Source organism: Roseibium sp., from assembly GCF_051016195.1.
Taxonomy (GTDB): Bacteria; Pseudomonadota; Alphaproteobacteria; order Rhizobiales; family Stappiaceae; genus Roseibium.
Window position 1 is genome coordinate 173,819 of record NZ_CP134616.1, and the last position, 21,729, is coordinate 195,547.

Sequence of the window (21,729 nt, forward strand, 5' to 3'; positions counted from 1 at the left end):
GGGAGATTTCCGATGAGTGCACAAGACTATTCCCAGTATCAGGAACTCAGCCCGTTCGAACTCAAGGACAAGCTTATCGAGATCGCCTCTTCGGCAGCCCAGCGCATGATGCTGAATGCCGGCCGGGGCAATCCGAACTTTCTGGCGACGCATCCGCGCCGGGGCTTTCTGCGTCTCGGGGACTTTGCGGTCGAGGAAGCCGAGCGTTCCTATTCCTATCTCGACAGCGGCTTCGGCGGTCTTCCAGACAAGGAAGGCATGCTGCTGCGGTTCGAAAACTTCATCCATCGGCACGAAGACCGTGACGGGACCACATTCCTGCGCGCAGCGCTTTCGTATGCCAAGGATCAGCTTGGCATTCACCGGCACGAGCTACTTCACGAAATGGTCGAGGGATTTCTTGGCTGCAATTACCCGGTGCCGCCACGCATGCTCACTCATGCGGAACAGATTGTCGGTGCGTACCTGGCCAAGGAAATGTTCGGCAACGAGCCGCAGCATGGCCCGTTCTCGGTCTTCGCAACCGAAGGCGGCACGGCGGCCATGACCTATATTTTCCAGACGCTCAAGGCGAACGGACTGGTCAAGCCCGGGGACAAGGTCGCGCTCGGCACACCGATTTTCTCGCCCTATCTCGAAATCCCACCGCTACCGGAATACGACATGCCGATCGTCGATATCCGCATGGAAGAAGGCGCCGACTGGCAATTCAGCGACGAGGAACTCGCCAAGCTTGATGACCCCGATATCAAGGTGTTCTGTATCGTCAATCCGAGCAATCCGCCTTCTGTCAAACTTTCCCCCGAAGATCTCGACAGGGTCGCAGCGGTGATCAACGAGCGACGCCCCGACCTCTTCGTGGTGACCGACGATGTTTACGGCACCTTTGCCGACGATTTCGTGTCTCTGTTTGCCAAGTGTCCGCGCAACACGCTGTGCGTCTATTCGTTCTCGAAGTATTTCGGGGCGACCGGATGGCGGCTCGGCGTGATCGCGCTTCACGAGGATAACGCTTTCGACGCGGCGCTCGCGGCGCTTTCGGAGGACACGAAGCGCGTACTCGACGGGCGCTATTCCTCACTCACCACGACCCCTCGCGATATCAGGTTCATCGACAGACTGGTTGCAGACAGCCGGGCGGTCGCGCTGAACCACACGGCAGGCGCATCGACGCCGCAGCAAATCCAGATGATGCTGTTCGCGCTCTCCGGTCTGCTCGACCGGGACGATCGCTACAAGGATGCGGCCAAGAGCCTGATCCGGAAGCGCTTCAACACGCTTGAACTGAACATGGGCGTGACACCCCACCGCGAGCCCAATGATGTCAATTACTACACGCTCATCAATCTTCAGCACCTGAGCGGGCGTCTTTATGGAGACGCGTTCTCGGACTGGTTCGTTGCCAACAAGAAAGGCTACGACTTCCTGTTCCGCCTGGCGGAGGAAACGAGCGTTGTTCTTCTGCCAGGAAAAGGGTTCGAAGTGGTCGATGCCTCTGCTCGGGTCTCTCTCGCGAACCTGACCGAAGCCGAATATGCAAAGATCGGTGCCTTTGCACGCAAGGTGATCTCGGAGTATCACGATGAGTACACAAAGCAGTAGTGCTCTTGGCTGAAGCAGCCAGAAGCACCAGTTGACGAATGACACAAGCTGAACCGGTCCTGCCGGTTCAGCGTATATTCTGCAGGCTGCCGGCCGATGCCGGTGCTGAAAAACAAAAGCTGCCGGGTGCTGGAGAATATCGTGACCATCGTCATCACCCCTGTTGTCGCAAGCCTTTTGGCTCTGCTCTATGTTTTTCTGAGCATCCGGGTGATTGGCGCGCGCCGCACGGAACGGATCAGTCTCGGTGACCGGGGCAATGATCTCATGCTGCGACGCATGCGTGTCCACAGCAATTTCGCTGAATATACGCCTTTTGCGCTTTTGCTGCTCCTCATGCTCGAACTTCTGGGCGGCGCGCACTGGCTGCTTTACGGGCTGGGTCTTTTCCTGCTCGTTGGACGAAGTGTTCATGCCTATGGTGTCAGCAGCGAACCGGAACCGATGGCGTTCCGGGTCACGGGCATGCTGCTCACCTTCACGGTGATCGGCGTCGCGGCGCTGGCCAATCTTGTGCTCGCACTCGACACGCTCATGACGGTCGGGCGGATCGGCTGATCCCGCAGGTTCACCCGTTCAGAAAATCCGTTTCGAACCTGCGCACACCACCTATACAAATTTTCTTTTTCTGGATAAAAAGTCCAGATGATCCAGAATCCTGACCTGCAATCTCTCGAACCGGTCTGCAAGGCGATCTCGCTCCTCATGCCTGAGATGGTCGAGGTGGTGCTTCACGATCTCAAGACCAACACGATCGCCCATATCGAGAACGGCTTTTCCGCACGCAATGTCGGCGACAATTCGCTTCTGGAAACCGAAAACTACGCCGCAGAGCTTGATGCAGACGGGATTATCGGACCCTACCGGAAGTCCAGCCCCGACGGCTCCCGCCTGAAATCCGTTTCAGCGGTTTGCCGGGACACGAACGGCCAGCCGGTCGGGCTGTTGTGCCTCAATTTCAAGACCGGAGATCTGGAGACCGTGTCGGCACTGTTGAATACCATGAGCCGCCTCGACGAAGGACCGCCGCCTTCGATCGTGAAAAACGACTGGCGGGAACTTGCAAACACAGTCATCGAGGACACGCTCAGGGAGCTCAGGATCGCGCATAGTCAACTGCGCCGGCCTGGCCGAATCGAGATCATGCGCCGGCTCATGCGCGCTGATATCCTTTCCGCCAGAGGGGCCGGCGACTATGCCGCGAAGGCGCTCGGGATCTCCCGGGCAAGCTATTACGACATGCTCCGGGAAATAAAAAGTACCGACAAGGAAGCGTCTGAATGACATTGACTGCAACGACCCAGCGCCCGATGCGGGACTTCGGACTGGAAGTGTTCTTCTCCAGGTGGGAGTTCACCGCACGGCACCACATGACCGCGTCGGACCTTGAAAGCATGTCGTTGTCCGAGCTTCTGACGTTCGCATCCGATGAAGACCGATCAGCCTTTGAAAACCTTTGGCTGGGATATACGGAAACCTGGGGCGCCCCCGCGCTGCGGCGGGAAATTGTCGGCACCTATGACCGGCTCACAGACAACGACATCCTGTGCCTGGCAGGTGCTGGCGAGGGCCTCTACGCTGTTCCGCACGTTCTCCTGATGCGGGACGACCACGCCATCGTGCCGACCCCGAACTACCAGGGCTCGGAGACAATTCCGCTGTCCATCTGCGAAGTGACGGGGGTTCCGATGGACTATGCACCGGCTTCTTCCGGTGACGATGTCAACGGCGGATGGTGTCTCGATCTCGACCGCCTGAAGGATGCCATCAGACCGAACACGAAGCTGATCTCGCTGAATTTCCCGCACAATCCGACAGGATACCTGTTGCCGCACGAAGATATCGAAGCCCTTGTTTCGATCGCGCGAGAGCATGGTATCTACGTTCTCAGCGACGAGGTTTATCGCGGCGTTGAACTGGACGAAAATGACCGCATGCCGCAGATCGCCGACATCTACGAACGGGGCGTCTCCCTCAACGTGATGTCCAAGGCCTACGGGTTGCCGGGCCTGCGGATCGGCTGGATCGCCTCGCAGGATCGTGACCTGCTGCAAAAAACGGAACGGTTCAAACACTACCTGTCGATCTGCAACTCCGGTCCATCGGAAATCCTGGCCCTGATCGCACTGAAGGCAAGGCAGAAAATCCTCTCGCGCAATCGTACGATCATGATGGAAAATGCCCTCGCACTCGAAGGCCTGTTCAACACGTATCCGGATCTCTTCGAGTGGCAACGCCCCATGGGTGGCTGCGTTGCCTTTCCGAGGTATCTCGGCCCGGACGGCGTTGAGATTTTCTCGCGAAAACTGATCGAGGACAGCGGTGTCCTGCTCCTGCCCTCGTCCATCTATTCCAGCGAACTCGGCGACACGCCGCAAGACCATTTCCGTATCGGCATCGGACGAGACCGGGTCTTCAAGGAAGGCTTGAAGGCGATGGAAGCTCATCTCGACAAGACCTACCCGGGATTCCGCAAGTAGGCGATGCCCAATAGAGGACGCGCAGTGCAGCAAGACCTGACCATGATCGACCGGGAAGCCTGGGACGGGCTTGGCGAAGCCGCCGCCGACCCACAAAAGCCGTTCCGCTACCTGACCCTTGCGTCCCTCGGCAGGTGCCAGTTCCCCGAAGCGCGCACCGTCGTGCTTCGGTCCGTGGACATCTCGACACGTGTCCTGGAGTTTCATACCGACACGCGAAGCCCGAAATGGCAGGAGCTGCAGGACAATGGCAACACGACGATCCTCGGATACTCGGACGTCCTGAAACTGCAGCTGCGTCTGCGCGGTGAAATGGAACTGGCGCCTCCAGGTTCGCTTCAGGCCGAGCAGGTCTGGAGCCGGTTGCCGCCGCATACCAGGGCCACCTATCAGGGCGGTCCGCCCGGCGACGAACTTCGGCCGGAAGATGACGCGGTCTCTCAGGATCAGGACAGCCGGCAGGCGGAGACCGGCAAGGACAGGTTCGGGGTTCTTTTCTTCAAGGCAAGCTCCCTGGACTGGTGCCGCCTGGAACGGCATAACAATCTAAGGGCCAGATTTTCCTACGGCGACGATGGCGAACTGGACCGCGCATGCTGGGTGGCACCCTGACGGCGAGAGCCCATACTGCCCGCCATGCATCGCTCAGATCTGCTGAAGGCGTGTCTTGTGCGCGTGTGAGATATGCAGGCGCGCGGCCGCCTCGGCGGCTTCACTGTCGCCCTTCGCGATCGCTTCCACGATGGCGGCATGCTCTTCGACCGCAGTTTCCCGGCGCTCCGGCGTATCCAGCGTGGTTCCCGCCATCAGGATCAGCGACAGGCGCAGGTGCTCGATCAGGTCAACCAGGTACCGGTTATGCGACGCCAGGCACAGGCGCCGGTGAAAGTCCCGGTTGGAGCGCACGAGACTGTCCTTGTCTGCGATGCGCTGCCTGTCCGCCTTGACGAGATCCTGCAGGATTTCGACTTCCGGCGCGGAGGCGTGCTTGGCGGCAAGCCCGGCGGCCGTTCCTTCCAGCATTTCGCGCATGAAATAGACTTCGTTGATCTGCCCGTGGTCGAGGGTGGGCACGACCATTCCCCGGTTGGGCTCGTGAACGGCCAGTCCCTGCGCCTCAAGCCGCTTCAGGCCCTCGCGGATCGGCGTCCGCGAGACGCCGAACTCCTCAGCGAGATCGGCTTCCCGCAGGCGGTCGCCCGGCTTCAGCACCCTGTCCTCGATAAGACCGATCAGGCGCTTGTAGATTTCAGATCCGTTCATAGGGTCTGGTTAGCGGCAAGACAGGATTTAAGCAAGTGAGGTTAGGTTCTGCGCTGGAGGGAAGGGGGTTTGAACACCTCCTTCCCAAGGGCTCATACGCCGACTTTCAGATCGCTGAAGGCGAGGCCGTCCGCGCCCTCATCGGTTTCGAACACGCGCGACACGGTCCAGGAAGCCGTATCGATTTCAGCGACCCGCGCACCATCCTGGGCGCCGGTGAACAGCGACTTGCCGTCCGGTGAAAACAACAGGGACGCAGGCCCATGCGCGCCATGCGGAGCAAGATCCACCTCCGCCGCGATCGCATGGGAAGAGCGGTCGTAGACAACGATGCGGTCTCCGTTGAGATCAGCAACGGCGGCCATCGTCCCGGCGGGATTGAACTTCACACGGATCGGCAGGAATCCGGTCTCGACCACGTGTTTGCGTTCCATCGTATCGATATCGTACACGATGATGGTTTCGGACTGGTTGTTGCCGACCCAAAGGGATTTTCCATCCGGGCTGACGTCAACGGCTTCCGGACCGATATCCGCCTTCACCGTGCTTATGGTCTCCATCGTCTTGACGTCGATCACCGAGACCTTGTCCGATCCGCGGCTGGTGACGAACGCCGTTGAGTCGTCAGGCGACATCGCAAGAAGATGCGTTCCGATCAGACCCGTCTCCGCTTGTCCGGTCACCTCGCCCTTCTGAACGTCGACCGTGATCACGTCCCGTGTTTCCTCGGTGGTCACGATCACGCTGTTGCTGTCGCCAAGCCAGGCAATTCCGTGCGGCGCCATATGAGGTGAAATGTCGATCGTCTTCAGGTGCTCGGCCGTTGCGACATCAAATACGTTGAGCTCGCGGCCGATATAGCCGTCTTCGAGATAGGACACGACAACAACCTTGTTGCCGTCCGGAGACACGGCCAGCTCATGGGGTGAGCCGCCCGCGATCGGCCGCTGCATCTCCTGGCCTGTATCCAGGTCGATGAAGCTGACGGTTCCGGCGTACTTGTTGCCAACCATCAGGGTTGCCGCACTTGCGGAAAGGGCCGTTCCGGCCAGAAGGCACATCGCGGACGCGGCGCAGATCACATTTTTCGTAAAAGACATATTCAACCTCCAGTCTGTTGCAGTTCTTTGACAGACACCCCTTGTGATATTCAGATCAAAGAAACATCCTGGAGATTTATTTGATTTCGATTTCCGTTTTTCCTAATTAAATTTCAGTAATAACAGAATCTTTTATGAATAAATTCATCAAAGAAATGATTTTATTCGTTCTATATTCTAGAGTGACGTGTCAACTGATGAAAATTCAATTATTATACTGACAAATCTGATGTCTATTTTGAGAGATCCTGCGCCAACATGAGCGCATTCCCGTCCGGATCGTAGAATGTTGCGGTGCTGACCATGCCTTCGATCGTTTCCGTGTCGCCGTCGAATTTTACGCCGGCGTTTTCCAATGCTGCGCGTGCCGTCGCAATGTCGGCGACCCCAAACACCGGAACCATGTTCCCCGGTGCCGGTTCAACCTGCTCTCCCAATCCGAGCGTGACGCCCTCGGTCAGGGTCTGCAACTCGCTCCAGCCTGCCTCGTCCGCGTGATACAGCACCTGAAAACCAAGATTGTCCTCGTACCACTTTGCACTGGCATGCCTGTCGCGCACCGAGAGGGCCAGAGTGATTGTGTTTTCCAAAGAAACGACCGGCATGATACTTTCCTGTGTAGCTAAAATATATTAAATATACTTTATGGAATTGAACCTGCTTGTCAAGCTCACATCCAAGGCGTGGTCGCTGAAGATCCTGGCACTCCTGAATGACGGTGTTCCCGGACGGCAGGCGCCGCTGGTCGCGGCAACGGGCGCCAGCCGCACGTCCTTTTCAAACAGTCTGGAGCATCTGATCCGACTGAACATGATCGAGAAGAACCCCGGACACGGGCATCCGTTGCGGCCGGAATTCCGCCTGACGGCGGAAGGGGCCATCGTCGCAGCCATGGCGAGCCGTATTTTGAAAAGTGTGCCGGATGATGACGCGTTCTCGGTTCTGAAGCGAAGCTGGGCTGTTCCGATCCTCGCCGTGACCGAGACGCCACAACGATTCTCGGCCATCAAGTCGGGTATCGGACAGATCACCGACCGGGCTCTGTCCCAGTCCCTGTGTCTCCTGGAGGACCGGGACTGGCTGAAACGGGACATCGACGTGAGCCAGCGCGCGCCCTACCCGACCTATCTTGCCGTAAACGCGGGCAGAGACATAAACCGGGCGATCGGCCTTGGTGCCTGACGGACCCGGAGGAGGCCATAGGCAGTCTTTATCTTCACGCTACCGGAAGATAGACTTTCCCGCCTATGACGGGCTGGCCGGCACCCGTCGTTTCCGGGAATGTCGTCGGCAATCCGGCTTTCAGCCGTGCGCCCAGAAACGCCATCGCCTGCGCTTCCAGTGCATCCCCGTCGATCCTGAAATCATCCGCCGAGACGACGTCTCCGGAAAGGCGGTCGCGCAGGGCCTGCATCAGGACCGGGTTCAGCCTGCCGCCGCCGCAGACGAGCCACAGGGACGGCTTGCGGGGCAACAGCCCTTCGGCCTTTGCGATCACCTCTGCGGTGAAGGTCATGAGTGTGGCCGCGCCATCCTCAAGTCCCATGCCGTCGACAAAGCTGCCTGAAAAGCTGTAACGGTCGAGCGACTTTGGACCGGGCTCGCTCAAGAACGGATGCGTCAAGGCTTCCGACAACCGGGCTTCATCCGCCATGCCCTTCGCTGCGATCGCGCCGCCCGCGTCGAAGTCACCCGCGCCATGCTGTCTTATCCAGTCGTCGAGGAGCGCATTGCCGGGACCGATATCGAAGGCCAGCAGGCCGTCGCCGTCGATGTAGGTCAGATTGGAAACACCGCCGATATTGAGAAAGCAGAGCGGTTCCCGGTCCGTTCCGACAAGCGTCTTGGCGAGTGCCCGGTGATAAACCGGCACCAGCGGCGCGCCCTCGCCGCCCGCTTTCATGTCTGCCAAACGGACATCGCCGATAACCGGCAAGTCCAGAGTGTCCGCCAATCCTTGCGGATCACCAAGCTGGACTGTCTCAGCGGCTTTCGGGTCGTGCCAGACCGTTTGGCCATGAAAAACGACGGCATCCGGTTTGAGCGTATGCCGTTCGATGAACGCGCGAATGGCACCGGCATGATCCTCGGTGACATCCCGGGCGATCCGCGGCCAGTCCTCGCGTCGCTCGCCTTTCCGTCCGGCCGCCTCCAGGACGCTTTCGCGCGTTGCCGGCCGGTAAGCGATCGTCTCCGCCGGACCGAAGCGGCCGATCGTGTGGCCGTCCGTGCCGATCTCCGCCAGATCAATGCCGTCTGCGGAGGTCCCACTGATGGTTCCGACGATCGACCATTCGGTCATAGGGTGTCGGCCACTTTCTTCAGGCTCTGCTCGGCAATGTCGAACATTTCATTGACCTGCTGCTCGGTGATGATCAACGGCGGGCAGAACGCCATGGCGTCGAGCATCGCGCGTGAAATCAGGCCGTTTTCATGGAAGACAACATTGGCCGATGCTCCGAGAGATCCGGGCGTGTCCGAATGGGCCGGATGATGCAGTTCAGCTGCGCCGATCAGACCGATGCCGCGCGTTTCCACGACAAGCGGGTTGTCTGCAAGACCCTTTAACCGCGCCTGAAACGTTGGAGCAATCTCCTTGACGTGTCCGACCAGATCCCGTTCCTCGATGATCTTGAGATTTTCCAGGGCAACGGCCGCCGCGACCGGATGCCCGCTGCCGGTATAGCCATGCCCCAGCACGCCGATACGGTGAGATTCGTCGGCGATCGGCTCATAGACGTTGTCGTTGATCAGCAGAGCCGAGATCGGCTGGTAGGACGACGACAGCGCCTTCGACAGTGTCATCATGTCCGGCTGCAGGTTGAAGGTTTCGGTGCCGAACATGTTGCCCGTGCGCCCGAACCCGCAGATTACCTCGTCGGCGACAAACAGGATGCCGTACTTCTTCAGGATGGGCTGGACCGCTTCCCAATACCCTTCGGGCGGCACCACGACGCCGCCGGCGCCCATGACAGGCTCGGCAAAGAAGGCGGCGATTGTCTCAGGCCCTTCGGCCAGGATCAGGTCTTCCAGATCCTTTGCACAGCGTTGTGCGAACTCCGCCTCGCTCTCGCCGTCCTGTTTCATCGTGCGGTAATGCGGGCTGGACGTGTGCAGGATCTGCGGCAGCGGCAGATCGAACGACCGGTGATTGTTCGGCAGGCCGGTCAGGCTGGCGGAGGCAACTGTCACGCCGTGATAGCCGCGCATGCGCGAGATGATCTTCTTGCGCTCTGGCTGGCCGAGCGCATTGGAGCGGTACCAGATCAGCTTGATCGCGGTGTCGTTGGCTTCCGAGCCCGAATTGGTGAAATAGACCTTGGACATGGGCACCGGCGCCATCTCGATCAGCTTTTCGGCAAGCTCGATGGAGGGGCCGTGGGTCTTGTAGGTGAACGTGTGATAGTAGGGCAGCTTTTCCATCTGGCGGGTCGCGGCTTCCACAAGGCGCTTTTCGCCGAACCCGACGGCCACGCTCCACAGGCCTGCCATGCCCTCGATGTAACGCTTGCCGTTGATGTCTTCCACATAGATGCCCTCACCCTTGTCGATGACAAGCGATCCGGTGTCTTCCTGGCGGCGGGCATCGGCATAGGAATGAAGTTGAACAGCGATATCGCGGGCTTCGAGAGAATTCGGCAACTGCGCCATGAAACGCCTCATGTGAACTGGCTGGATGGAAGATGAACCGGCCGGCAGCCACACGTGCTGCGTCCCGGCAATGGTCACGCTAGTGCCGCCAAGAGCGCAGTACAACGAGAATCTTTTGCCCCACACCGGTAACCGGTCTCCGGCGCAACATAATTTGCTCGGGAAAAACAAAAAGACCGCGCCGAAGCGCGGTCAAAGTGGCCGACGGCCAGCCATGGCCGGGAACCATAGCCCGTTCATCGCGGCCGATGGGGGGGCAGAACAGGTGCGATGAACAACCGTATGGCCAGAGTAGGCAGTCTTTCCGCGACGAAATTGTTATTTACCGACGGTTTTTTTCGTGCGGAATTTCTTTGTTTTATCAGTACCGTCTGTACAATTCTAATTTGGGCGCACAATCGCGCTTTCGATTGTCAGCGCCAGCCAATATGCTGTCATTTCGTGCCAAATAGCCTGGGGGAGGCCGTTTTGAGCGAAGCTGAAGTCGATGCCGCATTGATCCGGGCCGCTGTGAAGGCGATGGAAAACCGCGGCGAGAATTATGCAGATGCGCTTGCGGCATCCGGGCTCACGCCCGAAGACCTCGAAGGCTTCGACCGCCGGGTCCCGCTCAAGAAGTCCGATGCCTTTCTGGAACAGGCAGCGCAATATCTCGACGACGATCTGTTCGGCTTCGATGTCGGCAAGGCGACGCCTACCGGCACGTTCGGCGTGATCGCCTATCTCGGCATCTCAGCGGCAACGCTTGAACAGGCGATCCGGAACCACGTGAAATACGTGAATATCTTCGTCGACAGCTACCGGCTCTCGCTCGCCAAGACCGACACGACCGCGAAACTCTCCTACCAGGAGGTCGACCGGAGTTCCTATTTCAAACGGCAGGCCAATGAAGCCGGCATGGCTGCGATCCTGTCGAACTACCGGTTCGGCACGGGCAGGATCCTGCGACCGGCCGAGATCCACTTTCATCACCAGCGCGCCGAAGCACCTGCGGAGATGAAGCTCTTTTTCGGCTGCCCGATCTATTTCGGCAGCGACATGCACGGGATCGTCTTCCACTCCTCGGACCTCGCAACGCCGCTGGTGCATTCCGACAAGGATCTGCTCGCGCTCATGTCGAACGTTGCCGACAGGATGCTGGCGGAAAGACGTTCCGCCCCCAAGTCCTTTCTTGCCAATGTCGAGTTTCACATCATCGAAGGTTTGCCACGCGGCCAGAGTTCGGCAAGCACGGTGTCGGCAAAGCTCGGCATGACAGAGCGCACCTTCGCCCGGCGGCTTGCGGACGAGGGCACGACATTTTCGGAAGTCCTTGAGGACGTGAGGCGAAACCTCTCCGAAGAGTACCTGCACAAGAGCGACCTCTCCCTGCCCGAAATCGCGTACCTGCTGGGCTACTCGGATTCCCCCGCCTTCATCCGCGCCTACAAGCGCTGGTTCGGCGTTACCCCCGGCGCCCGCGCCTCGGAGGTGCGGGGCCTGAAAGCGGGGTGAGGTTTTTCTGAAGGTGCGGCAAAGCCGCAGTTATCTTCAAGTCACAGCGCGATCCTGCCTCGCAGCGAGAACACGCCCAGGAGATCGCTCGCCGGGTCGGTCGCCGGATCAACGATGACCTGGACGTCCGGTGTCAGGGCGAATTGCGGCGTCAGCTGCATGCGGTAGAACGCCTCCACCGCATATTGGTTGTCGAGTGCCGCATTCCAGGGATCTCCCCAGCTGACGCCGATGCCGATGACATCCGCGTCGTAGCCGAAGACATTTTCGAAACCGGCGCCGATGCTCGCGAACTGCTTTAGTGTTGTCGCGCCGCCATTCGAATAGCCGTAACGGGCATAAGGCACGACATTGCCGAAGCCCTTTTGCGCTGAGGCGGTAAAGCCCCAGCCTTCGGGACGGCCGATCTTTTCCCGGGCGTCGGAATGCCAGACGGTCAGGTGGTAGTCGTCATTGCCGGGCCGGAAATCCTTGCCAGGTTCCAGGCCGAATACGAAATCCGGGGCCCAGCCGACCTCGGCGATGGAAAAGAGTTCCCCATCCTCGAACAAAGTGTCAAAGCCGGGCCGGATCGGCGATCCGTTCGCATCGAACACGCCACCGACGACATAGCCGCCATTGGTCAGCCGCGCCGCTGCACCAAAGCCGAGGGCAGACGGTGGGAACGGGATTGTCGGATTGAAATTCTGCGGCTGTCCGAGAAAAGCGACGCGCGGGCTCTTGTACTTGTAATAGTCGAACACCGTGAACGGCGCGATCTTGCCGAAGCGCAGCAGGACCCTGTCCCGGATCAGGTGCTGCTCATACCAGAGCTGAGACAGGGACGGGTCCTGTTCGCCGTAGCCGATCGCGCCCGACCAGATCGACCCGGCGGCCGGTGCAACGGACTGCGGCACGGTCGCGTTTAGAAGATTGAACCGGGTTTCAAACTTGCCGCCAATCAGGCCCTTCGGTCCGGTGCCTTTCCGTCCAAACAGTTCCCAGGTGAAATCGAACTCGGCCTGCGCACCCGACCCGGTCTGCCATCGGTTGGTGCTCGACGCAGCCTGAAGAACCTGCGTGTAGGCAATCGAAAACTTGATCCCGGCGGCGGCGTCGAGGCTCTTCTTGAAAGCGCCCCACCGCTCCATGAAGCTCTGCGAAACGGGCGGGTCAAGCCGGCTCTCCTTCGGCGTGTTGGCGCTTTCGATAATGTTGGGAATGTCATCCGCACTGCGGAAGCCGTCGTCGTCCGGGACCACGGCTTGGGCAAACCCGTTCGTGGCAGCAAGCACGCTGAGCGCTGCCGCGAGCGCAACTGCCTGCACCTTCGTTTCACCTATCCCGAATGCCAAAGGCCATTTCATCTTCATCCGCCGTGAGCAACTCCCGGCCAACACGTATCACTCCACAAGGTGCGCTATGATTGCATAGAACGTGTTGAGATGGAGGCCGTCATACGGGTCGCCGTTTGACGCAGGCTGAGAGGACAGTTTGACAATCGCGATGTCATTGTTGATGTCGAGATAGATCCACTGACCATGAATGCCGATCGCCGTGAAGGCCTCCTTGCCGGGCGTGTGTTTCACCCACCATTGCGCCCTGTAACTCCATTCGCCGGCCGGGTGATTGCTGTCCGCATCCGGTCCTTTGGCAAAGGCGTTGACATCGCCACCCGCAGCCAGCTTCTCGATTACGCTCTTCGCGACGACTTGCTGGCCGTTGAAAACGCCATCATTGATCATCATCGTTGCGAAGCGGGCGAGATTGTTCGGGGTCGCGTTCAGGCCGCCACCGGCAACCAGTGTCGCATTCTTGTCGAGCAGGACATAGGTCTCCCCTTCCGTTCCCAGTTTCGACCAGAGTTGCTCATACATCGCGTCCTGGAAAGACTGGCCATTGACCCGGTTGGTGACCCAGTTGACGACATCGGTCTTCAGTGTCTGGTAATGGAAAATCTCGCCGTGTTCATGGTCCTTGTCGATAGGCAGGGTCACGAGATAGTCATAGAGATTGGACTCGTATTCGATATCCGGCAGCGGTTCAGTCCAACCAAGTGTCGCTCCGTATTTGCGTACGCCCGACTGCGGATCGGCATAGTCCTCGGTGAAATCCATGGAGTTGGTCATGTCCAGAACCTGGCCAAAAGTTGCCTCGCCAAAGGCACCGGATGCCGTCAGTTCCGGAACATGCTCGGTATCCGGATCGTCTTCTGAGAGTTTGCCGGCCTCGACCGCCATCAGACCAAGAAGGCCTCCAAAGGACTTGGTGACCGACATCATCTGGTGCGGCTGGTCGGCATTCATGCCGTTGAAGTACCTTTCGTAGACGACCTTGTTCCCGTGAATGACGACGATCGCGTCAGTGAAACTCTGCTCCAGCGCGTCGGCCATGCTCAGCATTGCGCCGGTCTCGGGATGCTTGACATCAACCCCGTCGATGGAGCCGTTGATCCTGCGATCGAGATGCACGGGATACTGGGCCGAGCCGATCGGCGCGGACGGATAGATCATCCGCATGTGCTGGTAGGACCACCGGTTAAATGGCGGCGTAAGGAGCGCGTTTTCCTTGGTAACCTGTTTGTCCGGAGCGGGTGGAAACCCTTCCATGAGGCCAAGTTCGTCAGCGGTCGCATAGGGATTGTCATCCGCGGCAGAAAGAGGAGAAACAACCGAAAACACCAGGCATCCCGACACCAGCCCCTTCAGGACCATGGTCTGATACTTGTCCCGTTTCATTTCTTCCCCCTTTTGTTTGTTTTCGTCATGCACTCTCGCGTGAAAGGTGCCTGCCTTCAATCGGCACTTTCAGCAATACGCCATCTGAACCGGAATTCAGCCGACCCTCGTGCCGGGCCCGCTCGTTGACCGGTCAGTTGACATAAGACACGACCCTTTCCGCCTTGAGCGCATAGCTCGCCTGAACGCCGGTTGCCGCGCCATCATAAAAGAGAACATCGCTCTTCGTGTCTTCCGCAGCCAATTCGCCTTCGATCCAGAAAGCATCAAAGATCGATGAAAACGCAATCCCTTCCGGATACTTGACGTGAACGATCTGGTTCGGGGCCGGTGTCGGTGTGTGGACACACGCTCCCGCGACCGGCACAAACAGGAATTCCGTGACAGCCCGGTCATCAAACGCCAAAGGCACCACGTAGCCTGGCAGGCGGATAGTGGCTCCCAGGATGTCCGGATTCGCCCCACGTGCAACGCGTCCGTTGCGGGCGATGATCTTCCGGCGTTCGCGCATCAACCCTTCAACATCAATTTCATGCGCGTCGAGCAATGCGATTGCCGCCTCGTGTTCCGCAATGAATGCTTCGTCCGAGCGGGCATTGCGCTTCGATGTTCTCCACCGGACATGCGTTCGCATGGCTTCCAGAAGCGGCTCCGGAAGGGATGCAAAGGGTGCCTCGAGCGACTTCGCGACCGGCCGCAGGTCGGTCCAGTCAAGTGTGTTGGCATCTGTCGCGCTGGCCGGGGCAGCGGGCGCTGCGGTTGCCATCGATCTGGAAAACGGAAGCGAGCCGGAAGGCGTTTGAAACGTGGTGACCCGGTCTCTCAAGCTTTCGGTCGAGCCAGCGACGCCAGCCGTTGAAAACAGGGCTGCCGTGACGCAGAAAAACGCCAGTACGAGCATCCGGGACACTTTGCTTCTCCGTTTCGCCATTTAAGGAAAGAACACCGACACACCGAACTTGACTTGCGCATCCGCGCCGCCGTTCGGATGCGCGGCAAGCGCGTATCCGCCCAGATTGGCGTCAACTGCGAAGCCGCCATCCAGAAGAAACGTCTTGCCGACGGTCAGACCGACCGGCACCTGCCAGCGGTCGCCTGCATTGGCCGTCCAGTTGTAGGTGATCGAATTGTTGTAGCCGATATACGAACCACCCAGAAACTCGGTGTTGTAGAAGACGATCGGCTGAAGCGTGGTCAGGTTGAAATTGTCTTCACCCCAATGGTGCCCGACGATGCCGCCATAGGAGAGATTTCCCGCAAATCCAAAGGCAACGGCCGCAAGTCCTCCTCCCCAGCCCGGCCCCCCGACCGCATCATCGGTACGGCTGCGCAGCGACACTTGTGGGCCGAAACCGAACTTGATCGGCGCATTCTCGATCTGCGGAACAATAAAACCCTGAAGGATGATGTCCGAAATGCCCCAGGTATAACCAGTTCCACCAATCTGGTCCGGTCCGAGCTTCGGGAAAGCGGCGCCATTGTGAACGCCAACAATCGGAATGACGCCCCGTGCAATGAAATTGAATCCGTTTTCCGTCGGGATCGAATAAACAGGCTGGACTTGAAAGCCATATCCGGTCTGCTCATCCGCTGTTCCGAAAGAAATCGTGTTGTCCGTCATGATCGCCCGGACATCCGCCAGCGGGTCCTGCGCGTTGCGGAGCGCCTGGCACTCGGCGTCACAGTCTTCGGCAGACGCAGGCCCAGGAACCAACAAGAAGGCAAGGATGGCTACAATTGTTAGCCGTATCTCGATCATCCTGTGCAATATGGCTTTCTTCATTTTTGCCCCCCAATCGACAGTCAGGGTGCGGCGCAAACATGCACCGCACAGCCACCCTCAAAGTCCGTCGCGATGCGTGAACCGGCCATCCATGACCGTTCCAAGGACCTTGATGTCAGAGATATCGCGCGGTGCAACGGTGGTGATGTCCGTGTCAAGCACAACAAGATCCGCAAGCTTACCAACTTCGATCGAGCCGATCTTGTCTTCCATCGCCTGCTGCGCTGCCGGATAGATGGTCACACCCTTCAATGACTGCATGAGCGTGGCAGGTTTGCGCGAGAGCGGAAACGGTTTGCTATCCGGGTTCATTGGGTCCTGGAGCGTCATCGCGATTTCGACGTTCAATAAAGGCGCAATCAGATCAATCGGCGAAGACGGCACGTCTGCGGACAACGAAACGTTGTGATCAAGCGCCATCAAGGACGAATACCGCCCATAAGTCGCTTCGACGCGAGCCCGGCCCAGCAGGTCCAATGCGTTCACATCCTGTGATTCCCAATCAACGTGAAAGAGCGGTGTCGTGTTCACCATGATCTCATTGTCGATCACGGCCTGATGGTCTTCATCCGACACCCAGAAATAATGATGCAGCAGGTTGTTGGGAACTTCGTAGCCTGCACCACGGGACGTGAGGATCGCATTCACGGTGTTACGGACCGTTTGCGAGCCATCCACATGAGTGCCGACCGGCAAGCCATTTTTGTTTGCCTCCAGATAGACAGAGGTGATCATCGGCCCTTCGATTGCAGCAGCGCCCCGGGTGTTCGAGCCGTCTGCGTAGTCGGCAAGCATCCACGCTGTTTTGGAACTCCAGTTGCCTTCCGGATGGATCTTGATGCCCCAGACGCGCAGCATGTCGCTATCGTATTGCTCCCGAAGTTCGAGCGTATGCGAGACGATGTCTTCCGCCGTGGCTGTCGGGTCCTTGAAGCCCGTGGCAACGAAGGTGCGGATGGTCAGGTCGCCAGCTTTTTCAAGTTCGTGCAAATGCGCGAGCGCGAGTTTCTCGTCCTCCTTGACCAGAGGCAGATCAGTGACGGTCGGCATCGCCATCAGGGGCACATGCACGGCAGTGATTCCGGTTTTCACAGACTGCCCGTAAAGATCACGCTGGATATCCGGGATCTCGGCGGCGGGATTCCACGCACCGGCCGCGCGGAAGGCCGAAGCCCACTGGAATTCAATGCCAATACCTGTCTGGTTTCCCTCTACATCACGTTGCCAGAACATTACGCCGGGCACCTGGTCCTCTTCATCGGGAGAAACCTGACCGACTTCAAACGCCTTGGAGTTCATCCAGACGTCGTGGATGGTAAAGTCCAGAATGAACACGGGGCGGTCCGGAACGATCTCGTCAAGATCCTCCTTGGTCGGCCAACCGCCATAGCTGACCTGATTGAACCCGAAGCCCAGGATCAATTCCTCATCCGGGTTGGCATCCGCGTACTCTTTGACCGCGGCTTTGGCTTCTTCAAGAGAGTCAATTCCCATCAAGCTGACGCCGCGAGACGTCCAACCCGAAGCGACGATGTGATCGTGCCCGGAGACAAATCCCGGTAACAGAGTATCCCCGCCAAGGTCGAAGACCTCGGTGTTGTCCCCCACCAATGCTTCGGCGCCCGCGGCATCGCCGACATAGGTGATCTGATTGCCAGTCACCGCAACCGCCTCAGCAGTCGGATTATCATCGTTCATCGTCAGAACCGACGCGTTGGTAAAGACCATGTCAGCGGTCTGCGCCACGGCGAAGGACGCGGAGCAGGTGAGCAAGAGCGACAACAGGGATGGAAGCAAAGGTTTGATCATGTTTTTCACCGGTTCGAAGCAAAGAGCTGTTGCAGCGTTCAGGGTGAAATTATCTGCCTGCCGACCTTTCCCGGACAAGTTACAAAGGCCATGGAAGCTCCCGAAAGGACAAATCCTGCCAAAACGCGAACGGGAGCCGACTTCCGCATAACTTGTTGCTTTTATGAACAAAAAAGTATTGTCGCGTGGATCTGTTTAAAAACTCCTTCGAAGTTTTGCCTGGCTGGCAACGCAGCACCGAAAAATTGGATGCTGAAATTCTTGTTATTTCTGCCAGCGCTGCCGATCCTGCAGTGCAGATGAAAACTCGCGCCAAACAGCCAAAGAAGACACAGAGGTGAACCTTTGCATGTGGCCTCGTCCGGGATATCCTCTTTGCAAAAGCATGAGAGGCTTGCTTTCTTGGGGAGACGGTTTGGAAATCCACCCTTTCATCAAAAGACTTGCGTGCGAAGATGTCGACGACTACAGCGATCTCTTCGACGGCTGGACGCACACGATCACCCAGATGGAGGCGGGCAGATTCGGATACAGGGGCCTGTCGGTCACGCTCCCGGGTCTCAAAATCTTCATCGACATGCACACGCGGTCACTGCGCTGGTGCGAATACCCCCATATCCCGGTCACGGCCATTTTCATTCCGTTGCAAAGTTCCGGTGAGGTCCGGTGGCGGGGCCGGGAAATGTCTGCACAAGACATCGTGGTGCAGGGAACCGGAGAGGAGCAGCACTTTGTCACTGGCGCCCACATGCAGGCGATCTACATCGACATCGGTGAACATCTCATGCGAGACCTCGGTTGGAATGAGCTGAGAAACGGGCATGTGGAAGTGGCCGCCGGGCCGCGAGAAAGACTCGCGCGATATTGCCAAAGTCTCGTCGCTTCAAGAAAAAGCCAAGACAATGCGCAAAACGCGCTGTTTCATCGGAATGCGGTGCTGCGGCTCTTGCGTGAGATGCTCTTTCCGGCGATGGGCGCAGATCCCGACAACCAAGATGTCCAGGTTGATACGTCGGATTTCGAGGTACTGCTCCTGTGTGAGGACAGTTTGCGAGAAGCCGGCATGACAAAACCGTTGGCCAATTTCGAACTCGCGCGCCGGATCGGCATTTCGGAGCGTCGACTCTACAGGGTATTCGAAAGCCAGATCGGGATGAGCCCGGCGCGCTACATCGAACTTCTTCGTCTCCATGCCCTCAGACGGCATCTGCAATCCGAAAGCCACAAAGGCGGGAGGATTGCCGACACAATGACCCAATTCGGCTTCACCAACGCTGGCCGGACGGCCCGGCGATACAGCGAACTTTTCCACGAATACCCGAAAGAAACCGCGTCTCGAGGACGGGAGAAGCTCTCGTGAGTCCTCATCGGCATTGTCATCCGTAGGCGCTTGACGCCTCGCCAGGCGTCAGTCCCCGCCGGACACATCCGGGACATTCGCCGTCGTGACTTCGATTGCCTGAAGCGTGTAGGCGGTCGTTGCCAGATGGGTCTTGCTTTGCTGCAGCCGCAGCACACCGGTCACCCAGACAGGGTCCGCGGAGACGTCCAGCCCGTCCGGAAAATCAACAGCAATCACCTGGTCCGGCAGGGGCGGCGGCGGGTGATTGCAGTCCTGGCGCAGCGGCGGGATCAGCAGGAAATTCTTCACATCCCGGAATTCGAACTCGAGCGGGTGGGCATATCCGGCGATCCGCACCGAGACACCGTCGAGGCCTTCGGTGCCCGGCGCGCAGGCTTCGTAGCGGCGTGACAGCAATCGCGCCGAGCCCGCCTGCTGCGCGCATTTCGGCTGGTTCAGATAGTTGTCGAGAAACGCGGCACAGGACGCCGGACGGTTTGCGCGCAGGTCCGCCCAGGACAGCGTTACCGGGTCCGCGGCAGCAGACCCGAGGAAGAGCCCCGTCATCACCAATGCGCCGAAGACCAGCCGGTCAGTCCTTATCTTGACCATGAGTGACCGTCAGCGGGCTGAGGTAATGCGGATCTGTCAGCCCCTGCTTGCGCATGGCAATACCGGTCAGACATTCCCTGACCACCCGGTTGGCGTTGAGGGCAGAGACGTAGGTCGGGTCCATCAGGGGGGCGAGCTCTACCAGTTCGAAGCCGACCACGTTCGATTCCGCGCAAAGCCGGCGAATGATCGGAAAGACCTCGCGCGGCATCAGACCACCGGGTTCCGGCGTTCCCGTTCCGGGCACAAAGGCCGGGTCGAGCGTGTCGATGTCGAAGGAGACGAAAATATACTCCGGCCCGTCATTTGCCTCCTCGATCACGTCTTCCATGACCGCGTCGAACCCGCGGCGCTCGATCTCGGCCATGGTGTGATAGCGAAACCCGTTTTCGCGCATCCATTCGAAGGCTTTCTCGTCCGGGTATTACCCACGAAGGGCGACCTGGATGAAGTTCCGTCCGTCAACAAGACCTTCCTCGATCAGGCGGTAAACCGGCATGCCGTGGTTGATGAGGTGGCCGAAACCATATTTGCCGGCATCGTAATGGGCGTCGAAATGCACCACACCGACATTGCCCTTGCCGTAGACATCGGTCAGGGCGGCGACATCGGGATACATCAGCGAATGGTCACCGCCGATGATGAACGGGATCACGCGGCTGCCGTCCGCATGCTCCACTTCGGCGACCTGGCGCACGAAAGACCGTACCGCATGGATGGTGCGTTCGGTGCTCATCATGTCGTTCGGGGCGTTGCCGTAATCCACGACGGTCATGTCCTGGAGCGGGTCGACCATCACATGCATGTGCGGCTGCCGGGCCCCGTAGCCGAGATAGATCGACGAATTGCGCACCGCGTTCGGACCACGAGAAGCGCCCCGGGCGCCGCTGCCCATGTCGGTGAAAGCCCCCATGATCGCGACATCGACTTCAGCGGCGGCGAGATCCTCTGGCGTGAATGCAAGCGGCTGGTGCAGAAAGGTCGGCAGTTGGGCGTATCCCTGGCCATAGAACCGCGCCGGATCCACCAGCCCGGGTGTGCGGCCCTCTTTCTCGCCCTCATAACTGGGGAGCGGCGTGCGCCAAGCATTATAGGTCGGGTCCTCGGTGTCGAGCGGCACGACCGGTTGCTCACCCTCCCGGATCGGCGCCTGCTTGCCCTCGTATTCGTGGCCGAAATACTGAGCGGACACGGCCGAGGACAGCAACAGGGCACAGGTTGCGGCCAGGACCGGCAGCACGGTTCTGATATTGGTGTTTTTGAGCATGTTTCCCCCCACGCATGTTTTCAGAACGGTTTCCCGGTACGACCCGGGTCCTTCAGAAGAAAGCCTTCAGGAACTGATCGCTTTCGTTTTTCTGTGTTCTGGCAAGGTCGAACGTGAGCATCTCGTCGAAGCTCAACCCGTCGCGCCAGACGCTTTTCAGTGCATTTGTGCTGGTGATCAGGTCGTAGTGCTCAATCCGGCCGAGACCTGCGGCGGGTACGAATTCAACACCTGAATCACGGGAGAAACGGATCGCGGCGACCTCGTCCGCGAGCAGGATGGTCAAGGACTGCTCCCGCCCCAACCTGCTCTCGACGGTCGGCTGCATTTCCCTCGCGAGATCCATGATCCAGGCCTTCGACCAGAGGTGAAAGGCCTGACCTGGCCTGGCGTTGTAAACGCGTGCGCTGATGAGACCGTCCGCGCGCGCGGCAAGTTCTGCCTCGTACACGATCCTGGCCTCCGGCACCTTGGCGAACAGCATTGCCCAGAGCAACGGGTTGCCGCAGGCGGAGCCGGCCGTTGTGCCGAATGTCAGGATCAGGGCTGCGAGAAAAATGCGCATCTCCGCCCCCCTATTCCGCCGAGCTGTCATAGGTGAGCTTTCCG

At 59.0% G+C, this 21,729-nt stretch carries 21 protein-coding genes and 1 pseudogene; 9 read left to right on the forward strand and 13 right to left on the reverse strand.

Annotated features, from left to right (window positions below):
• Nucleotides 1-12: 12 nt before the first annotated feature.
• From RDA78_RS00795 to RDA78_RS00815, 5 genes are all read left to right on the forward strand, one after another.
• Entirely contained in the window at nt 13-1,602 is a 1,590-nt protein-coding gene (locus tag RDA78_RS00795) for a bifunctional aspartate transaminase/aspartate 4-decarboxylase (protein WP_434053478.1), read from the forward strand.
• A 141-nt stretch (nt 1,603-1,743) separates the two neighbouring features.
• Nucleotides 1,744-2,160 carry an MAPEG family protein gene (locus RDA78_RS00800; protein WP_434053479.1) on the forward strand — a complete coding sequence of 139 codons (417 nt, stop codon included), beginning with the start codon at nt 1,744-1,746 and terminating at the stop codon, nt 2,158-2,160.
• An 87-nt stretch (nt 2,161-2,247) separates the two neighbouring features.
• Nucleotides 2,248-2,886 (forward strand): helix-turn-helix transcriptional regulator, encoded by a 639-nt coding sequence (locus tag RDA78_RS00805; protein ID WP_434053480.1) that lies wholly within the window; start codon nt 2,248-2,250, stop codon nt 2,884-2,886.
• Nucleotides 2,883-4,082 carry an aminotransferase class I/II-fold pyridoxal phosphate-dependent enzyme gene (locus RDA78_RS00810; RefSeq protein ID WP_434053481.1) on the forward strand — a complete coding sequence of 400 codons (1,200 nt, stop codon included), beginning with the start codon at nt 2,883-2,885 and terminating at the stop codon, nt 4,080-4,082. Before RDA78_RS00805 ends, RDA78_RS00810 begins: the two co-directional genes overlap by 4 nt.
• A 24-nt stretch (nt 4,083-4,106) precedes the next feature.
• Entirely contained in the window at nt 4,107-4,694 is a 588-nt protein-coding gene (locus tag RDA78_RS00815; protein WP_434053482.1) for a pyridoxamine 5'-phosphate oxidase family protein, read from the forward strand.
• A 33-nt stretch (nt 4,695-4,727) separates the two neighbouring features.
• Here the strand turns inward: RDA78_RS00815 and RDA78_RS00820 are convergent, their stop codons facing one another.
• From RDA78_RS00820 to RDA78_RS00830, 3 genes are all read right to left on the reverse strand, one after another.
• On the reverse strand, nt 4,728-5,345 hold the full coding sequence (locus tag RDA78_RS00820) for a GntR family transcriptional regulator (RefSeq protein ID WP_434053483.1): 618 nt from the start codon (nt 5,343-5,345) through the stop codon (nt 4,728-4,730).
• A 92-nt stretch (nt 5,346-5,437) separates the two neighbouring features.
• Nucleotides 5,438-6,445 carry a YncE family protein gene (locus RDA78_RS00825; protein WP_434053484.1) on the reverse strand — a complete coding sequence of 336 codons (1,008 nt, stop codon included), beginning with the start codon at nt 6,443-6,445 and terminating at the stop codon, nt 5,438-5,440.
• A 233-nt stretch (nt 6,446-6,678) separates the two neighbouring features.
• On the reverse strand, nt 6,679-7,050 hold the full coding sequence (locus RDA78_RS00830; RefSeq protein ID WP_434053485.1) for a VOC family protein: 372 nt from the start codon (nt 7,048-7,050) through the stop codon (nt 6,679-6,681).
• Nucleotides 7,051-7,090: 40 nt separating this feature from the next.
• Here RDA78_RS00830 and RDA78_RS00835 point away from each other — a divergent pair, with 40 nt between their 5' ends.
• Nucleotides 7,091-7,627 (forward strand): winged helix-turn-helix transcriptional regulator, encoded by a 537-nt coding sequence (locus tag RDA78_RS00835; RefSeq protein ID WP_434053486.1) that lies wholly within the window; start codon nt 7,091-7,093, stop codon nt 7,625-7,627.
• Nucleotides 7,628-7,661: 34 nt separating this feature from the next.
• Here RDA78_RS00835 and RDA78_RS00840 read toward each other — a convergent pair whose 3' ends face one another.
• Both RDA78_RS00840 and RDA78_RS00845 read right to left on the reverse strand, forming a co-directional pair.
• Nucleotides 7,662-8,747, reverse strand: coding sequence for an anhydro-N-acetylmuramic acid kinase (locus RDA78_RS00840; protein ID WP_434053487.1), 1,086 nt, complete (start codon nt 8,745-8,747; stop codon nt 7,662-7,664).
• Nucleotides 8,744-10,096, reverse strand: coding sequence for an aspartate aminotransferase family protein (locus RDA78_RS00845; RefSeq protein WP_434053488.1), 1,353 nt, complete (start codon nt 10,094-10,096; stop codon nt 8,744-8,746). The genes RDA78_RS00840 and RDA78_RS00845 overlap by 4 nt, the downstream gene beginning before the upstream one ends.
• 468 nt (nt 10,097-10,564) lie before the next feature.
• Between RDA78_RS00845 and RDA78_RS00850 the strand changes: the two genes are divergently transcribed.
• Complete coding sequence (locus RDA78_RS00850; protein ID WP_434053489.1) at nt 10,565-11,590, forward strand: AraC family transcriptional regulator; 1,026 nt, start codon at nt 10,565-10,567, stop codon at nt 11,588-11,590.
• Nucleotides 11,591-11,631: 41 nt separating this feature from the next.
• On the opposite strand, the gene RDA78_RS00855 is transcribed toward RDA78_RS00850, so the two are convergent.
• The 5 genes from RDA78_RS00855 to RDA78_RS00875 all read right to left on the reverse strand — a co-directional run bounded on the left by RDA78_RS00855 (nt 11,632) and on the right by RDA78_RS00875 (nt 17,899).
• Nucleotides 11,632-12,936, reverse strand: a complete 1,305-nt coding sequence (locus RDA78_RS00855) for a carbohydrate porin (RefSeq protein ID WP_434053490.1) — start codon at nt 12,934-12,936, stop codon at nt 11,632-11,634.
• Between the two features lie 36 nt (nt 12,937-12,972).
• Entirely contained in the window at nt 12,973-14,307 is a 1,335-nt protein-coding gene (locus RDA78_RS00860; RefSeq protein ID WP_434053491.1) for a serine hydrolase domain-containing protein, read from the reverse strand.
• Between the two features lie 133 nt (nt 14,308-14,440).
• Entirely contained in the window at nt 14,441-15,208 is a 768-nt protein-coding gene (locus RDA78_RS00865; protein ID WP_434056082.1) for a DUF3299 domain-containing protein, read from the reverse strand.
• Between the two features lie 30 nt (nt 15,209-15,238).
• Entirely contained in the window at nt 15,239-16,090 is an 852-nt protein-coding gene (locus tag RDA78_RS00870) for a hypothetical protein (protein WP_434053492.1), read from the reverse strand.
• A gap of 57 nt (nt 16,091-16,147) precedes the next feature.
• A complete protein-coding gene (locus RDA78_RS00875; RefSeq protein ID WP_434053493.1) occupies nt 16,148-17,899 on the reverse strand; it encodes an amidohydrolase in 1,752 nt (583 codons plus the stop codon).
• Nucleotides 17,900-18,084: 185 nt separating this feature from the next.
• On the opposite strand from RDA78_RS00875, the gene RDA78_RS00880 reads away from it, so the two are divergent.
• Together RDA78_RS00880 and RDA78_RS00885 are read left to right on the forward strand one after the other, a co-directional pair.
• Nucleotides 18,085-18,240: a hypothetical protein gene (locus tag RDA78_RS00880; RefSeq protein ID WP_434053494.1), complete on the forward strand. Its 156-nt coding sequence runs from the start codon at nt 18,085-18,087 to the stop codon at nt 18,238-18,240.
• 74 nt (nt 18,241-18,314) lie between these two features.
• On the forward strand, nt 18,315-19,259 hold the full coding sequence (locus tag RDA78_RS00885; protein ID WP_434053495.1) for a helix-turn-helix domain-containing protein: 945 nt from the start codon (nt 18,315-18,317) through the stop codon (nt 19,257-19,259).
• Between the two features lie 48 nt (nt 19,260-19,307).
• Here RDA78_RS00885 and RDA78_RS00890 read toward each other — a convergent pair whose 3' ends face one another.
• The 3 genes and pseudogenes from RDA78_RS00890 to RDA78_RS00900 all read right to left on the reverse strand — a co-directional run bounded on the left by RDA78_RS00890 (nt 19,308) and on the right by RDA78_RS00900 (nt 21,685).
• The gene (locus RDA78_RS00890) at nt 19,308-19,853 is read right to left on the reverse strand and encodes a DUF3299 domain-containing protein (RefSeq protein ID WP_434053496.1); all 546 of its coding nucleotides are present in this window, start codon (nt 19,851-19,853) and stop codon (nt 19,308-19,310) included.
• Nucleotides 19,834-21,120: pseudogene (locus tag RDA78_RS00895) on the reverse strand (agmatinase family protein). Before RDA78_RS00895 ends, RDA78_RS00890 begins: the two are co-directional and overlap by 20 nt.
• 52 nt (nt 21,121-21,172) lie before the next feature.
• Nucleotides 21,173-21,685: a hypothetical protein gene (locus RDA78_RS00900; RefSeq protein ID WP_434053497.1), complete on the reverse strand. Its 513-nt coding sequence runs from the start codon at nt 21,683-21,685 to the stop codon at nt 21,173-21,175.
• Nucleotides 21,686-21,729: the final 44 nt, after the last annotated feature.

Excerpts from the sequence above, each read along its gene's own strand:
- RDA78_RS00795 (WP_434053478.1), top strand. The coding sequence starts at position 13 with ATGAGTGCACAAGACTATTCCCAGTATCAGGAACTCAGCCCGTTCGAA.
- RDA78_RS00805 (WP_434053480.1), top strand. The coding sequence starts at position 2,248 with ATGATCCAGAATCCTGACCTGCAATCTCTCGAACCGGTCTGCAAGGCG.
- RDA78_RS00810 (WP_434053481.1), top strand. The coding sequence starts at position 2,883 with ATGACATTGACTGCAACGACCCAGCGCCCGATGCGGGACTTCGGACTG.
- RDA78_RS00820 (WP_434053483.1), bottom strand. The coding sequence starts at position 5,345 with ATGAACGGATCTGAAATCTACAAGCGCCTGATCGGTCTTATCGAGGAC.
- RDA78_RS00825 (WP_434053484.1), bottom strand. The coding sequence starts at position 6,445 with ATGTCTTTTACGAAAAATGTGATCTGCGCCGCGTCCGCGATGTGCCTT.
- RDA78_RS00830 (WP_434053485.1), bottom strand. The coding sequence starts at position 7,050 with ATGCCGGTCGTTTCTTTGGAAAACACAATCACTCTGGCCCTCTCGGTG.
- RDA78_RS00835 (WP_434053486.1), top strand. The coding sequence starts at position 7,091 with ATGGAATTGAACCTGCTTGTCAAGCTCACATCCAAGGCGTGGTCGCTG.
- RDA78_RS00840 (WP_434053487.1), bottom strand. The coding sequence starts at position 8,747 with ATGACCGAATGGTCGATCGTCGGAACCATCAGTGGGACCTCCGCAGAC.
- RDA78_RS00845 (WP_434053488.1), bottom strand. The coding sequence starts at position 10,096 with ATGGCGCAGTTGCCGAATTCTCTCGAAGCCCGCGATATCGCTGTTCAA.
- RDA78_RS00855 (WP_434053490.1), bottom strand. The coding sequence starts at position 12,936 with ATGAAATGGCCTTTGGCATTCGGGATAGGTGAAACGAAGGTGCAGGCA.
- RDA78_RS00860 (WP_434053491.1), bottom strand. The coding sequence starts at position 14,307 with ATGAAACGGGACAAGTATCAGACCATGGTCCTGAAGGGGCTGGTGTCG.
- RDA78_RS00865 (WP_434056082.1), bottom strand. The coding sequence starts at position 15,208 with ATGCTCGTACTGGCGTTTTTCTGCGTCACGGCAGCCCTGTTTTCAACG.
- RDA78_RS00870 (WP_434053492.1), bottom strand. The coding sequence starts at position 16,090 with ATGAAGAAAGCCATATTGCACAGGATGATCGAGATACGGCTAACAATT.
- RDA78_RS00875 (WP_434053493.1), bottom strand. The coding sequence starts at position 17,899 with ATGATCAAACCTTTGCTTCCATCCCTGTTGTCGCTCTTGCTCACCTGC.
- RDA78_RS00890 (WP_434053496.1), bottom strand. The coding sequence starts at position 19,853 with ATGGTCAAGATAAGGACTGACCGGCTGGTCTTCGGCGCATTGGTGATG.
- RDA78_RS00900 (WP_434053497.1), bottom strand. The coding sequence starts at position 21,685 with ATGCGCATTTTTCTCGCAGCCCTGATCCTGACATTCGGCACAACGGCC.